This is a genomic window from Rhodoferax sp. U2-2l, from assembly GCF_020594515.1.
In the GTDB taxonomy this organism is placed as follows: Bacteria; Pseudomonadota; Gammaproteobacteria; order Burkholderiales; family Burkholderiaceae_C; genus Rhodoferax.
The window spans coordinates 219,782-233,847 of the sequence record NZ_JAJCTH010000002.1; the positions used below are offsets into that span (position 1 = coordinate 219,782).

General features: G+C 59.4%; 14 protein-coding genes. 13 read left to right on the top strand and 1 reads right to left on the bottom strand.

The features are described 5' to 3' along the window. Positions 1 to 13: 13 nt before the first annotated feature. On the top strand, positions 14 to 346 hold the full coding sequence (gene cyaY / locus LHU53_RS02620; RefSeq protein ID WP_227330525.1) for an iron donor protein CyaY: 333 nt from the start codon (positions 14 to 16) through the stop codon (positions 344 to 346). Here the strand turns inward: cyaY and LHU53_RS02625 are convergent. Beyond that, positions 343 to 2,739 (bottom strand): penicillin-binding protein 1A, encoded by a 2,397-nt coding sequence (locus LHU53_RS02625; protein WP_370632204.1) that lies wholly within the window; start codon positions 2,737 to 2,739, stop codon positions 343 to 345. The two genes, cyaY and LHU53_RS02625, sit on opposite strands and share 4 nt — an antisense overlap. Before the next feature lie 244 nt (positions 2,740 to 2,983). On the opposite strand from LHU53_RS02625, the gene LHU53_RS02630 reads away from it, so the two are divergent. The 12 genes from LHU53_RS02630 to LHU53_RS02685 all read left to right on the top strand — a co-directional run bounded on the left by LHU53_RS02630 (position 2,984) and on the right by LHU53_RS02685 (position 13,960). Next, a complete protein-coding gene (locus tag LHU53_RS02630; RefSeq protein ID WP_227330644.1) occupies positions 2,984 to 4,063 on the top strand; it encodes a pilus assembly protein PilM in 1,080 nt (359 codons plus the stop codon). Next, positions 4,060 to 4,707, top strand: a complete 648-nt coding sequence (locus tag LHU53_RS02635; protein ID WP_227330526.1) for a PilN domain-containing protein — start codon at positions 4,060 to 4,062, stop codon at positions 4,705 to 4,707. The genes LHU53_RS02630 and LHU53_RS02635 overlap by 4 nt, the downstream gene beginning before the upstream one ends. 11 nt (positions 4,708 to 4,718) lie before the next feature. Further along, a complete protein-coding gene (locus LHU53_RS02640; protein ID WP_227330527.1) occupies positions 4,719 to 5,390 on the top strand; it encodes a type 4a pilus biogenesis protein PilO in 672 nt (223 codons plus the stop codon). 14 nt (positions 5,391 to 5,404) lie between these two features. Then, positions 5,405 to 5,932 (top strand): pilus assembly protein PilP, encoded by a 528-nt coding sequence (locus LHU53_RS02645; RefSeq protein ID WP_227330528.1) that lies wholly within the window; start codon positions 5,405 to 5,407, stop codon positions 5,930 to 5,932. After that, on the top strand, positions 5,929 to 8,019 hold the full coding sequence (gene pilQ, locus LHU53_RS02650; RefSeq protein WP_227330529.1) for a type IV pilus secretin PilQ: 2,091 nt from the start codon (positions 5,929 to 5,931) through the stop codon (positions 8,017 to 8,019). Before LHU53_RS02645 ends, pilQ begins: the two co-directional genes overlap by 4 nt. Before the next feature lie 34 nt (positions 8,020 to 8,053). Continuing rightward, a complete protein-coding gene (locus LHU53_RS02655) occupies positions 8,054 to 8,578 on the top strand; it encodes a shikimate kinase (protein WP_227330530.1) in 525 nt (174 codons plus the stop codon). Positions 8,579 to 8,598: 20 nt separating this feature from the next. Continuing rightward, a complete protein-coding gene (aroB, locus tag LHU53_RS02660; RefSeq protein ID WP_227330531.1) occupies positions 8,599 to 9,708 on the top strand; it encodes a 3-dehydroquinate synthase in 1,110 nt (369 codons plus the stop codon). Between the two features lie 120 nt (positions 9,709 to 9,828). Continuing rightward, positions 9,829 to 11,019 carry a deoxyguanosinetriphosphate triphosphohydrolase gene (locus LHU53_RS02665; protein WP_227330645.1) on the top strand — a complete coding sequence of 397 codons (1,191 nt, stop codon included), beginning with the start codon at positions 9,829 to 9,831 and terminating at the stop codon, positions 11,017 to 11,019. Positions 11,020 to 11,115: 96 nt separating this feature from the next. Then, positions 11,116 to 11,739: a DUF1415 domain-containing protein gene (locus tag LHU53_RS02670; RefSeq protein WP_227330532.1), complete on the top strand. Its 624-nt coding sequence runs from the start codon at positions 11,116 to 11,118 to the stop codon at positions 11,737 to 11,739. Continuing rightward, entirely contained in the window at positions 11,720 to 12,736 is a 1,017-nt protein-coding gene (locus LHU53_RS02675; RefSeq protein WP_227330533.1) for an SAM-dependent methyltransferase, read from the top strand. The genes LHU53_RS02670 and LHU53_RS02675 overlap by 20 nt, the downstream gene beginning before the upstream one ends. 36 nt (positions 12,737 to 12,772) lie before the next feature. Further along, a complete protein-coding gene (locus tag LHU53_RS02680) occupies positions 12,773 to 13,240 on the top strand; it encodes a hypothetical protein (RefSeq protein ID WP_227330534.1) in 468 nt (155 codons plus the stop codon). Between the two features lie 27 nt (positions 13,241 to 13,267). Then, positions 13,268 to 13,960: a transposase gene (locus LHU53_RS02685; protein ID WP_227330535.1), complete on the top strand. Its 693-nt coding sequence runs from the start codon at positions 13,268 to 13,270 to the stop codon at positions 13,958 to 13,960. Positions 13,961 to 14,066 lie beyond the last annotated feature (106 nt).

Genomic DNA, 14,066 nt, shown 5'->3' on the forward strand with positions numbered 1-14,066 from the left:
TGGTGAAATTGTAATGACCGACACTGAATTTTTGGACCATGCGGAGCGTGTGCTCAAGGCTGTGGAAACCAGCTGTGACCGCATCAATGATGACACCAGCGTGGACATCGACAACCAGCGTACCGGGGGCATGGTGACGCTGGTGTTTGCCAACCACAGCCAGATTGTCATCAACCTGCAAAAGCCGCTGCAGGAAATCTGGCTGGCCGCCAAGTGCGGCGGATTTCACTATCAATTTGATGGCAAGCAATGGCTGGATACCAAAGGCCAGGGCGAGTTTTTTGCTTCGTTGACGCGTTTTGCCAGCGAGCAATCCGGCAGCCCGCTGGTGTTTGCTGCCGACTAGTTTTTGAACAAGTCGAGGATTTGCTTTTTCTCGTCCGCCACAGGCATCGGGATAACCTGCGGCGAGTCGGGTGACGCGCTGTTGCTGTCGACACCCAAGGTGGCGATGCCCGTTGCACGAGTGTATTCGTTGTAGAACCACTCGCCATCCATGTTGACGACGCCCTCCGGCACCGGGATCTCAGTCACCGGAACGTCCTTGAGCGCGCTGGACATGAACTCGATCCACACCGGCAGGCTTAGTCCGCCACCGGTCTCGCGGCTGCCGAGCTTGCGGGGTGTGTCGTAGCCGATCCATGTGACGGCTGCCAAGGTGGGCTGAAAACCGGCAAACCAGGCATCCATCGAATCATTGGTGGTGCCGGTTTTGCCATAAAGGTCCGGGCGCTTGAGCTTGCCTTGTGCCGAGGCTGCAGTGCCCGACCGGGTGACCTCCTGCAGCAGGCTGTCCATGACAAAAGCGTTGCGCGCGTCAATGGCGCGCAAGGATTCATCCAGCACGGGGGCGGTCATTTGCGTCAGCACCCTGCCTTTTTGATCGGTGATTTTTGACACCGCCCAGGGGTTGATGTGGTAACCGCCGTTGGCAAACACCGAGTAACCGGTGGCCATCTGCATGGGGGTGACTGAACCCGCACCCAAGGCCATCGTCAGATAGGCCGGGTGCTTGACCGCCTCAAAACCAAAGCGCGTGACCCATTGCTGCGCGTTTTGGGCGCCCACCACCTGCAGCACACGGATGGAGACCATGTTTTTGGACTTGGCCAAACCCCGCCGTAGCGTCATCGGGCCCTCAAACTTGCCGTCGTAGTTTTTCGGTTCCCAGGGTTGGCCACCGGTCACGCCGGCGCTGAAAAAAAGCGGGCCATCGTTGACGATGGTGGCTGGCGTCACGCCGTTTTCAAGCGCCGCCGAGTAAATGAAAGGCTTGAAACTGGAGCCCGGTTGCCGCCAGGCCTGGGTGACGTGGTTGAACTTGTTTTTCTCAAAGTCAAAGCCGCCCACCAGCGCCCGGATGGCACCCGTGCGGGGATCGATCGCGACAAAGGCACCTTCGACTTCTGGCAGCTGGGTGATCTCCCACGTGAGTTTGGGCGTCTGGACAACGCGGATCACGGCGCCGCGGCGGATTTTGATGTTGGCCGGCGCCTTGTCTGACAGGCCCGACCGGGCCGGTGTGAGGCCCTCGCCGGTGATCTCGAGGACATCGCCGTTTTGGCGCAGCGCCTTGATCATCTTGGGATTGGCATCCAGCACCACCGCGGACAACACGTCCCCGTTGTCGGGGTGTTCCAGCAGCACATCGTCGATCGCATCCTCCAGAGCCGCCGACTCATTGGGCAAGTCGATGAACTTCTCGGGGCCGCGGTAGACCTGGCGACGTTCGTAGGCCATGATGCCCCGGCGCAACGCCTGGTAGGCCGCCATTTGGTCGGAGGCGCGCAATGTGGTGTAGACGTTCAGGCCCCGTGTGTAGGTCGAGTCGCCATATTGCGCGTAGATCAGTTGGCGCACCATCTCGGTGAAGAACTCGGCGTGCACTGGCACCGTGTCCGCCCCCTGTTTGATTCTGACTTCTTCTAGTTTGGCGGTTTGGGCCTGTTGCGGTGTGATGAATCCGTTCTGCAACATGCGGTCAATGATGTAGAGCTGGCGTGATTTGGCCCGCTTGGGGTTGTGGATTGGGTTGTAGGCCGACGGTGCCTTGGGCAACCCGGCCAGCATGGCCGCCTCTGCCACGGTCACGTTTTGCAACGGCTTGCCGAAGTAGGCCTCAGCGGCGGCGGCAAAGCCGTAAGCCCGGTTACCCAGGAAAATCTGGTTCATGTAAATTTCAAGAATCTGGTCTTTGCTGAGCAAATGTTCCATCTTGAAGGTCAGCAACATCTCATAGATCTTGCGGGTGTAGGTTTTTTCAGAGGACAGATACACATTGCGGGCGACCTGCATGGTGATGGTCGATGCGCCCTGGCTCTTGATCTGGCCCAAGTTGGCCAGGGCCGCCCGTGCCACGCCGATGTAATCCACGCCGCTGTGCTGGTAAAACCGGGCATCTTCAATGGCCAGCACCGCATCCTTCATGACCTGGGGGATGTCACCGATGGGCGTCAACTGGCGCCGTTCTTCACCAAACTCACCAATCAGAACCCCTTCGGCTGAAAAGACCCGCAAGGGCAATTTGGGACGGTAGTCTGAGAGTGCCGAAACATCAGGCAAATTGGGGTAGGCCATGGCCATGGCGATGGCAACCACCATCACCACCGCCGTGATTCCGGCCAGCAGCAAGCCCAGCAGAACCAACGGGAATTTGATGGCCCAGTGCAGGCGAGGGCGCGGCAACCGGCCAGCCGGTTGAGGCGTCCCGGAGGATTCGAGCGGGGTTTTATCAGACATTTAAAAGGCGGGATTCGGCGCAAACCCAGTAAAGCAAAGGGAAAATTTCGGGAGACGTAAGGGCGATCTTCCCGCCCACCCTGTAGCCATTTGAGTCTACAGCAGGACGAATCGTCGACATTTTGGCAACGTGTGAAGACAGAAAAAAGTTGAAATATCTTTGATGAACAATGTTCTTACTGATAGCATTGAAGTGAATTCTCAAGACAAGCGCGATTTTATTCATACCAATTAGGGCGCCATGTTGCTTTCTCTGGGCTCGTTATTCAGTCGTCAACCTGCCGCCATGCTGGGCCTGGATGTCAGTTCGTCAAGCGTCAAGCTGGTCGAGCTGGGTCAAGACTCTGCAGGACGATTGGTTTTGGAAAACTGTGCCATCGTGCCGCTGGAGCGTGGCTGGATTACCGACGGCAACATCGAGAAGTTCGACGAAGTGGCTGACGCGGTGCGTCGGCTGATCAAAAAAAGTGGCACCAAAACCAAAAACGTGGCGATGGCGCTGCCACCCTCAGCGGTTATCACCAAAAAAATCATTCTTCCAGGTGGTCTGTCTGACCAGGAGTTGGAGCTCCAGGTCGAGACAGAGGCCAACCAGTACATCCCTTTCCCGCTGGACGAGGTGAGCCTCGACTTTTGCATTGTCGGCCCCAGCGCCAACGCATCCGGCGATGTCGAGGTATTGATCGCCGCATCAAGGCGCGAGAAAGTGCAAGACATCCAGGGCCTGGCCGAGGCTGCGGGCCTCAATCCCGTGATCGTCGATGTGGAGTCTTACGCCTCCCGCCTGGCCACCAGTCGGCTGATTGCCCACTTGCCCGGCAAAGGCGTGGGCAGCATCGTGGCACTCTTTGAGGTGGGTGCCATGACCACCAGCATGCAAGTCATCCGCAACGACGAGTTGTTGTATGACCGCGACCAGGCGTTTGGTGGTGCGCAACTCACCCAGATGATCATCCGCCAATATGGTTTTTCGCAGGAAGAGGCGGAAACCAAAAAGCGAACCGGCGAGTTGCCGGATGACTACCGCAGCGTGGTGCTGCAACCGTTCATTGAGAGTCTGGTGCAAGAGGTTGGGCGGGCGCTGCAGTTCTTTTTTACCAGCACCACCCACAACAAGGTGGACATGGTGATGCTGGCTGGCGGGTCGGCCGCGCTGCCCGGTCTCACCGAAGCTGTGACCCAGCAGACGGGTTTTGCGTGCAGCATCGTCAACCCATTTGAAGGCATGGAGATGTCGCCCCATATCCGGCTCAACAAAATGGAGCGGGAGGCGCCGTCCTACCTGACCTCCTGCGGCCTGGCTTTGCGGAGATTTCTGCAGTGATACTGATCAATCTACTTCCCCATCGGGAAGCCGCTCGCAAGCGCCGCAAGGACATGTTCAATGTGGGTTTGGGGCTGTCGGCCCTGATCGGCGTTGTGATGGCGGGCCTGATTTATCTGTGGTACCTGAACGAGATGTCGAGTCAACAGGACAAAAACCAGATTCTGAGGGCAGAAATTACCAACTTTGACAATCAGATCAAGGAAATCGCGGGTTTGGAGTCAGAGATTGCCGCGTTGCGGGCGCGCCAGCAAGCGGTGGAAGACTTGCAGGCCGACCGCAACATGCCCGTTCACTTGCTCACTGAATTGGTGCGACAGTTACCTGAAGGTGTTTACATCAACAGCATGCGTCAAGACGGCCAGAGCGTGGCGTTGCAGGGTGTTGCGCAATCCAACGAACGTGTATCCGAGCTGCTGCGCAACCTCAGTACCCAATCCATGTGGCTCACGCGGCCTGAATTGGTTGAAATTGTGGCCGGCTCCGTGAATGTGACACCCCGCGATCAGCGCCGTGTGGCCAATTTCAAGATCAATGTCAAACTGCTGCGGGCTGGTGAGGTGGGCGGCAATCCACCCGCGGCAGCCGCCAGCGCTTCGGCTGCCAACGCCGTGGTGGCCAGCACGTCGCCTGCGGCAAAGTAACGGCGCGAACTATGGCAAAGTCTCCTACTGTTTCTGTCGACGTCAAGTCCTGGTTTGATGAGGCTTCGGCCCAGTTTCGCAATCTGGACAGCAAAGACCCCTCCAATTGGCCGCAGTTGCCACGCTACACCTTGTTTGCCGGGATTGCGGTGGCCGTGGTCGTGTTGTTGTGGTTTGTGTGGCTCACTGACGTCAAAGATGAACTGGTCGTCGAGCAGGAGCAAGAGATCAAGCTGCGTGACGAATACAAGGTCAAGCTGGCCAAAGCGGTGAACCTGGAGGCCCTGAAAAAACAACGCGAGCAGGTGCAGCAGTATGTGACGCAGCTTGAGAAACAACTCCCCAGCAAGGCCGAGATGGACGCCTTGTTGTCCGACATCAACCAGGCCGGCATTGGTCGAAGCTTGCAGTTTGACCTGTTCAGGCCGGGCCAGGTCGTGGTCCGGGAGTATTACGCAGAGTTGCCGATCGCGGTGCGCGTGACCGGGCGTTACCACGACATGGGTGCGTTTGCGGCCGATATCTCCAATTTGTCCCGGATCGTGACGCTCAACAACCTGTCCATCCTTCCGGGCAAAGACGGTGCGCTGGGCATGGATGCGGTGGCCAAGACGTTCCGCTATCTGGATGCGCAGGAAATCAGCGCGCAGCGCCAAGCGGCGCCAAAAGGGGCCAACAAATGAGGTGTGCTCGCTGGATGGTCGTCGCCTTGCTGCCGCTGACCTTGTTGGTCGGCTGCACCTCTGAGTCCGAGAGTGAGCTGCGTGACTGGATGGCTCAGCAAAAGAGTCAGACCTTTCCCAAGGTCACGCCCCTGTCAGAGCCCAAACAATTCAAGCCTGAAAATTACACTGAAGTGACCGAATTTGAGCCGTTCAGCATCAAGAAGCTGACGCTGGCACTGAAGAATGACGCAGCACAAGCATCATCCAATGCCGCGCTTCTGGAGCCTGAATTGGCCCGCCGCAAGGAGCCACTGGAGGAATTCCCGCTCGATACGATGGCGCTGGTGGGCAGTCTGGTCCGGGCGGGGCAACCGGTCGCTTTGGTGACCGTGGGCAAATTGTTGTATCAGGTGCGTCTGGGAGATCATTTGGGACAAAACTATGGCCGCATAACCAAGATCGTTGAGACGGAAATAACCCTGCGCGAAATTGTCCAGGACGCAGCCGGTGAGTGGATAGAACGCACTGCGTCATTGCAGTTGCAGGAGAGGTCAAAATGACAACCCAACACAATGGTTTTTTAGGTACGCTTGGCCGTCGGGTTTGGCTGCTTGCAGGTTTGATATTTGCCGCCGCAACCGCACAGGCGCAACCGGCGATTCAGGCTGTCACTGGCTCGTTGCAAGGCGGCTCCGAGATCGTCAGGATTGATTTGAGCGAGGTGCTGCCTGCGCTGCCTACCGGCTTTTCCATCCAGTCGCCAGCGCGTATTGCGCTCGATTTTGCCGGCGTGGTCAGCGCCATGGGGCGCTCCACTGTGGACATCAACCAGGGCAACCTGAGGTCGGTCAGCGTGGTTCAGGCGGGTGATCGCACGCGTGTGGTTCTGAATCTGAAGCAATACACGGCCTACAAGACGCAGATGGACGGCAAGTCGTTGTATGTTTCCTTGGACCCGGTGGCCAATGACATGCCGACTGAAGCTCCCAAAGTGTTTGCCGAGAATTTGAACCGTGATGCGATGCCGCTGCGCGATGTGGACTTCCGCCGTGGCGACGAAGCCTCGGGTCGGATCATTGTGGCGCTGCCCAACGACCAGGTCGGTGTGGACATCCGCCAGCAAGGGCAGACGCTGGTGGTTGACTTCATGAAGACCACCTTGCCGGAAGGTCTGCGTCGGCGCCTGGATGTGGCTGATTTTGGTACACCCGTCAAAACCATCACCACCTCCCAGAGTGGTGACCGGGTTCGGATGGTGATCGAGCCACAAGGCCAGTGGGTGCACAGTGCCTACCAGAGCAATTCGCAATTTGTGGTGGAGGTCAAACCCATCAAGGTCGACCCCACCAAATTGACCCAAGGCCCGGGTTACAGCGGGCAGAAACTGTCGCTCAATTTCCAGAACATCGAGGTTCGTTCACTGTTGCAGGTGATTGCAGACTTCACCAACTTCAACGTGATCACCTCGGACTCTGTCACCGGCGCGGTCACGCTCAGGTTGCAGGATGTGCCTTGGGACCAGGCGCTGGACATCATCCTGCAGGCCAAAGGCCTGGGCATGCGCAAGACTGGCAATGTGTTGTGGATTGCGCCGAAAGACGAAATCAATGCCAAGGAAAAGCTGGACATGGAGTCTGCAGCTGCGCTGCAGAGCTTGGAGCCATTGCGCACACAGTCGTACCAGTTGAATTACACCAAGGCGGAAGAAGTGGCCAAGGGGCTTAACGGCCAGTCACAGAGCAGTGCTGGCGGTGCCACGGCACAGTCCACCCGCATCCTGTCGCCGCGTGGTAGCGTGATTTTCGAGACACGCACCAACCAGTTGTTCGTGACCGATATTCCGGTCAAGCTGGAAGAGATCCAGGCCCTGATCGCGAAGATCGACATTCCGGTGCGCCAGGTCATGATCGAGGCGCGGATCGTTGAAGCCTCCGACACGTTTGGCAAGTCTTTGGGGGTTAGGCTGGGGGGAAATATCGCTAATGGGAGTGCGGCCGTGAACAACCCAGGCGGTGGCATGACGATAGGTTCGTCTTACGCCGCAGGCACTGCCGGTACCATTCCTGGTAATTTCGTGAATTTTCCAGTGGCGGGTGGGGCTGCCGTTGCGTTTTCTATTTTTAATTCCACTGCCACGCGGTTCCTGAACCTTGAAATTTCAGCGCTCGAAGCAGATGGCAAAGGCAAGGTGATTTCAAGCCCGCGTGTGATCACGGCAGACCAGATCAAAGCCCTGATTGAACAAGGCACCGAGTTTCCCTACCAAGTGGCTTCTTCCAGCGGTGCCACCTCGATCGCCTTCCGCAAAGCGAGTCTGAAACTGGAGGTGACGCCGCAGATCACACCAGAAGGCGGGATCATTCTTGATCTGGATGTCAACAAGGACACCCGTGGCATCAATACCGATGCGGGTTATGCGATTGACACCAAACACATCAAGACGCAGGTGTTGGTAGAAAACGGCGGAACGGTGGTTGTGGGAGGTATTTTTACCGAAGACACCATAGATACGGTCGACAAGGTGCCATTCCTTGGTGACTTGCCAGCCGTCGGTAATCTGTTCAAACGCACAGCCCGCTCTTCTGAAAAGCGAGAAATGTTGGTCTTCATCACCCCCAGGGTCTTGCAGGATAAATTGGCGCGTTAAGCCGTGGCGCCCGACTTGAAGACGCTGTTCCAAATTGACCATCAGTCTCATCGGCCTGCCTGGCTCCGGTAAAACCACGGTCGGCCGCCAACTCTCCCGGCGCCTGCGGGTGCCTTTTCTCGACTCGGACACGGTCATCGAGCAGCAGTTGGGCTGCTCGATCCGTGAGTTTTTTGAGCGGGAAGGGGAGCAGCGCTTTCGTGACATTGAAACCAGCGTCATTGATGAGCTGACCCAATCGAAGGAGGGCGTGCTGTCCACGGGTGGTGGCGCGGTGCTCAGGCCAGAGAACCGGGCCCATCTGCACGGCCGCACCAGGGTGGTGTACCTGAACTCTTCTCCGGACGATCTGTTTCGCCGCTTGCGGCACGATAAAAATCGGCCGCTGCTGCAGGTGGCTGACCCATTGGGACGCCTGCGTGATCTGCACACCCAGCGCGACCCGCTGTATCGGGAAACCGCCCACTTTCAGGTGGATACTGGGAGGCCCTCGGTGGCCAGTCTGGTCAACATGATCCTGATGCAGCTTGATATGGACGGCGCGGCAGCGGCGTCGTGAAAGCCTCTAAACTCTGCGGCATGAAAGCCTCAGACCTCCAAACCGTCACCATTGACCTGGCCGACCGCAGCTACCCCATCGCGATCCGCGGCTCGCTGTTTGACAACCCCTTGAGCTACGCCCAGTTGCCCAAGGCAGGCGCGGCGCTGATTGTCACCAACACCACCGTGGGGCCGCTGTATGCCGAACGGCTGCAAAAGGCCCTCGCGCCGCAATACAGCCAGGTGCACACGGTGGTGCTGCCCGACGGGGAAGAGTTCAAAACCTGGGAGAGCCTGAACCTGATTTTTGACGCGTTGCTGCGCCATGGGTGTGACCGCAAAACCACCCTGTTTGCCTTGGGCGGCGGTGTGGTGGGTGACATGACTGGGTTTGCGGCAGCCAGCTACATGCGCGGCGTGCCATTTGTGCAGGTGCCCACCACCTTGCTGGCGCAGGTGGACTCATCAGTGGGCGGCAAGACCGCCATCAACCACCCGCTGGGCAAAAACATGATCGGCGCGTTTTACCAGCCGCTCAAGGTGGTGTGTGATTTGGACACGTTGCAGTCACTGCCGCCGCGCGAACTCAGTGCTGGGCTGGCCGAGGTCATCAAATACGGGCCGATAGCCGATATGGACTTTTTGGCCTGGATCGAGGCCAATCTGGATGCCATCCTGGCGCGTGAGCCGGCTGCGCTGGGGCATATCGTCAAACGCAGTTGCGAGATCAAGGCCTGGGTGGTGGGGCAGGACGAGCGGGAGTCCGGCTTGCGCGCCATTTTGAACTTTGGCCACACCTTTGGCCACGCCATTGAGGCGGGGCTGGGGTATGGCGTCTGGCTGCATGGCGAAGCCGTGGGCTGCGGCATGGTGATGGCGGCGCAGTTGTCGGCGCGCCTGGGGCTGGTGGATGCTTTTTTTGTACACCGGCTCACCACCTTGATCGCCAAGGCAGGGTTGCCGGTCAAGGCGCCGGTGCTGTCGGGTGACGACAACGCCGGGCGTTACCTTGAATTGATGCGGGTGGACAAGAAGGCGGAGGCGGGCGAGATCAAGTTTGTGCTGATCGACAAGCCCGGCTCGGCGGTGGTGCGCAGCGCACCCGATGCGGTGGTGCGGCAGGTGATTGATGCCTGTTGCGCGAACTGACGTGACAGCCAATGAATGTCAGGTCAACTGTCCTGACCGCCAAGCAGCCCCTGCCTGTCACGTGAAAGCAAGCGCCAGGTTTTTGGTCAGGCCGGCTGAAGGTCGATGTCATCCATGAACATGCCGTTGGCTCCTTATGCGTGTGATCCGGCCAAGTCGCGTGGACGGCGGTTTGCGCAAGCGCCCGCGCCGACCCGCACCGAGTACCAGCGTGACCGCGACCGCATCGTGCACAGCACGGCTTTCAGGCGGCTGGTGTACAAAACCCAGGTGTTTTTGAACCATGAGGGTGACCTGTTTCGCACCCGTCTGACACATTCGCTGGAGGTGGCGCAGTTGGGACGCTCGGTGGCGCGAACGCTCGGGCTCAATGAGGACCTGGTCGAAGCCATTGCGCTGGCGCACGACGTGGGGCACACGCCGTTTGGCCATGCCGGGCAGGACGCGCTCAACGACTGCATGGCCAACTTTGGGGGCTTCGAGCACAACCTGCAAAGCCTGCGCGTGGTGGACCATCTGGAGGAGCGTTACCCCGAATTTGATGGTCTGAACCTCACGTTTGAGACCCGGGAAGGCATCTTGAAGCATTGTCCGCGTCGCCAGGCCGAGGCCTTGGAGAGTGACGAACCCGGTGGTGTGGGGCGGCGTTTTCTGGACCGTCAGCAACCCAGTCTGGAAGCCCAGTTGTGCAATCTGGCCGATGAAATTGCCTACAACGCGCATGACATTGATGACGGCGTGCGCTCCGGGTTGCTGACCCTGGAGCAGTTGCAGGAGGTGGCGCTGATTGATCAGTACCGTCTGCAGACGCTGGCGGAGTTTCCCCAATTGGCCGACGCCCACCAGGGCCGCAGGCTGTTGTACGAGTCGATCCGGCGCATGTTAAGCAGTCAGGTGTACGACGTGATTAGCGCGACCCGGGCGGCGCTGGAAGCGGCTCGGCCCGAAAACGTGCAGGCCGTGCGCGGCATGGCGCCACTGGTGCAGTTCGGGCCGGTGATGCGCGAACAATCCCGCACCTTGAAAGCGTTTTTGCTGCAGCAACTGTACCGGCACCCGCAGGTGGCGCACACCACCGGGCAGGCGCAGGTGGTGGTGCAGGAGCTGTTTGCCGCCTACATCCGTTGCCACAACGAGATGCCGCAGCGCTACCAGCATCGCATCCTGCAGGCTGGTGGCGCGCTGGCTGGGCACGAGGGTGATGCCCCAGGCGTTGCCGCGCGGGTGGTGGCGGATTACATTGCCGGCATGACCGACCGTTTTGCGCTGCGCGAGCATGAGCGGCTGACCGGCAAGCGCTTGTTGACGTGAGCGTGGAGGCCGGTCATGGGGCGGTTGCGGTCGCTGGCCTGTCCCCGGCTTCGGGTCGCCACATCCAAGACGCTTTTAACCAAACGAGGACTTTTGATGAACGATGACCAAACCGTGGTGGCCGATACGGTGGGCTGGCTAGAGCGCGCTGTGATCGGGCTGAATTTGTGCCCGTTTGCCAAAAGTGTGCACGTCAAAGGCCAGGTGCACTACGCGGTGAGCCGCGCCACGGACGACGAGGCCTTGCTGAGCGATCTGGTGGATGAGCTGAAAGCGCTCGCCGCGCTGGATGCCAAAACGCGGGACACAACGCTTTTCATCGTGCCCGACTGGCTGCAGGATTTCCTCGACTTCAATGATTTTCTGGACCAGGCCGATCAGGCGCTGATGGACCTGGAACTCGACGGCGTGCTGCAAATCGCCTCGTTGCACCCCCAATATCAGTTTGCAGGAACCTTGGACGACGACATCACCAATTTCACCAACCGCTCGCCCTACCCCACCTTGCACCTGCTGCGCGAGGACAGCATCGACCGCGCGGTGGCGGCGTTCCCCAACCCCGAGGCCATTTTTGAGACCAACATGCAGACGCTGCAGACGCTGGGCGTGGCGGGCTGGCAGGCGCTGCAGGTGGGGCCCAGCAGCGCTCAGGCCAATGGCTGCCCGGTTTCCACTGCGCCTGACGTGGCATCATCCCGCCATGACCCCGCCAAAAACTGATCTTCCCCGCCCTTCCAAAAAAGCCCGCCACCCGGCCACGCCTTTGGGCGCTGCCCAAGGGGCAAGCGGCACGGCAACAAACCCGCTGGCGCAGGAGTTGCGCCCCGGCCAGTCGATTGAGCTGCTCAAAGAGCTGCACATTCTGACCCGCGAAGGCAAGCTCAACCAGGACTCACGGCGCAAGCTCAAGCAGGTGTACCACCTGTACCAGTTCATTGAAAAGCTGTTGCTGGAGCTGCTGGATGCACCAACGCGTCAGCCTGACACCTCCCGGGCCACGGCCAAGCCGGGCGCTGCCGGGCCGGTGCCAAGCGGCATCACCTTGGCCGACCACGGGGCGGGCAAGTCGTATCTGGGCTTCATCCTGTACGACCTGTTTTTCAGGCAACGCCCGAACGGCCGCATCTACGGCATCGAGTCGCGCCCCGAGTTGGTGCAAAAGTCAACCGAATTGGCGGCGCGGCTGGGGTTTGAGCGCATGTCGTTCATCAATCTGACGGTGGCGGAGTCGGCGCAGTCCGCCCGCCTGCCGGATCACATCGACGTGGTGACAGCCCTGCATGCCTGCGACAGCGCCACCGATGACGCCATTGCTTTTGGTTTGCAGAAACAGGCACGGGTGATGGTGCTGGTGCCGTGTTGTCAGGCCGAGGTGGCGCGAGTGTTGAGCCAGCACAAGGCGTTGTCGTTGTCGCGCACACCGCTGTCAGAACTGTGGCGCCACCCGATTCACACCCGCGAGATGGGTAGCCAGATCACCAATGTGTTGCGCTGCCTGTACCTGGAGGCGTGTGGTTACCAGGTGACGGTGACCGAGCTGGTGGGCTGGGAGCACAGTATGAAAAACGAACTCATCATCGCCCGCTACACCGGCCAAAAAAAACGCACCAGCGCCGAGCGCCTGCGCGCTTTGCTGGCCGAATTTGGGCTGCTGTCCCTGCTTCATACCCGCTTTACATCGCTGCCGGACAATGTGGCAGGTGTGAGCGAGGCGTGATATGTCGCCGGTTGTCTTGATTTGAAGGAGAAGGCCATGAAAACTTTCATGAAGATGGGTTTGTCAGCTGCGTTGGTCGTGGCTTTGGCCGCGTGTTCTACCAGCAGCCCGGACGTGATCCAGCGCGGTGACGCGCAACGCATGTCACAGGTTCAAGACGGCGTGTTGTTGTCGATTCGCAGCGTCACGGTCGATGGCAGCCAGAGTGGTGTTGGTGCGGCCGTGGGTGGTGTGACCGGTGCGGTGGCAGGCGCCAGCCGCGGTGCCGGCGGTGCCGAGAGCCAGGTCATTGGTCTGCTGGTCGGGGTGGCGGGCGCGGTGGCGGGCAACACCATCGAGCGCATGTCCACCCGTGAAAATGCCAATGAGCTGCTGATCCAGCTCAAGGGTGGTGAGCGCCGTGCCATTGTGCAGGCCAAGGGCAGTGAAACGCTGGTGCCCGGCGATGCGGTGATCATTGTCACCACCGGCGGCAAGGTGCGCGTTGTCAAGGCACCGCAGTAACCGGTCGGCGTTGCTTTTGCGATTTGTATGGCGCGCCTGCCACGCCTGACGCTGCCGGGTTACCCGCACCACGTCATCCAACGCGGCAACAACCGCCAGGCCATCTTTGCCAGCGCGGCTGATCGCCAGTTTCTGCTGGATTTGCTGGTGGAGTACGCCGCCCAGTTGGAGGTGCTGATCCACGCCTATGTGCTGATGGACAACCATATCCACCTGCTGGCCACCCCCAGCACGGCCGATGGTCTGCCCAAAATGATGCAGGCGGTGGGGCGGCGGTATGTGCGCCACTTCAATGCCGCCCAGCAACGCACCGGCACGCTGTGGGAGGGGCGGTACAAATCCACCGTGATCCAGTCCGAGCGTTATTTGCTGGCCTGCATGGCCTATATCGACCTCAATCCGGTGCGTGCGGGGTTGGTGGCGCAACCACAAGACTATCCCTGGTCCAGCCATGCGCACTATCTTGGGCTGCGAACCGACCGACTGATCAAACCCCATGCGCTGTTTTGGGAGCTGGGCAACACGCCGTTCGCCCGCGAGGCGGCCTATGCAGAATTGGTGCGAGCGGGCATCAACCCGGTGCAACAAGCGTCCCTGACCGATGCCACGTTGCGCGGCTGGGCGCTGGGCGATCCGGATTTTGTCGTTAATTTACAAAAGCGTACCGAGCGGCGCGTCAGTAAAGCCCAAGCCGGGCGACCTGTTTTGACGCGCGATTGACATCACCTATAAGCCAGCAGGCATTATAAATTAAGCCTTCTTCGCTATCAAATTAATCTGTCCCTAAATAATAGTTGATATCTCAAGAATGAAAATAATTGGAATC

What these genes read in the sequence shown, in the direction of transcription:
- LHU53_RS02680 (WP_227330534.1), top strand. Translation starts at nt 12,773, where the DNA reads ATGAAAACTTTCATGAAGATGGGTTTGTCAGCTGCGTTGGTCGTGGCT.
- LHU53_RS02670 (WP_227330532.1), top strand. Translation starts at nt 11,116, where the DNA reads ATGAACGATGACCAAACCGTGGTGGCCGATACGGTGGGCTGGCTAGAG.
- pilQ (WP_227330529.1), top strand. Translation starts at nt 5,929, where the DNA reads ATGACAACCCAACACAATGGTTTTTTAGGTACGCTTGGCCGTCGGGTT.
- cyaY (WP_227330525.1), top strand. Translation starts at nt 14, where the DNA reads ATGACCGACACTGAATTTTTGGACCATGCGGAGCGTGTGCTCAAGGCT.
- LHU53_RS02640 (WP_227330527.1), top strand. Translation starts at nt 4,719, where the DNA reads ATGGCAAAGTCTCCTACTGTTTCTGTCGACGTCAAGTCCTGGTTTGAT.
- aroB (WP_227330531.1), top strand. Translation starts at nt 8,599, where the DNA reads ATGAAAGCCTCAGACCTCCAAACCGTCACCATTGACCTGGCCGACCGC.
- LHU53_RS02685 (WP_227330535.1), top strand. Translation starts at nt 13,268, where the DNA reads ATGGCGCGCCTGCCACGCCTGACGCTGCCGGGTTACCCGCACCACGTC.
- LHU53_RS02675 (WP_227330533.1), top strand. Translation starts at nt 11,720, where the DNA reads ATGACCCCGCCAAAAACTGATCTTCCCCGCCCTTCCAAAAAAGCCCGC.
- LHU53_RS02645 (WP_227330528.1), top strand. Translation starts at nt 5,405, where the DNA reads ATGGTCGTCGCCTTGCTGCCGCTGACCTTGTTGGTCGGCTGCACCTCT.
- LHU53_RS02665 (WP_227330645.1), top strand. Translation starts at nt 9,829, where the DNA reads ATGCCGTTGGCTCCTTATGCGTGTGATCCGGCCAAGTCGCGTGGACGG.
- LHU53_RS02625 (WP_370632204.1), bottom strand. Translation starts at nt 2,739, where the DNA reads ATGTCTGATAAAACCCCGCTCGAATCCTCCGGGACGCCTCAACCGGCT.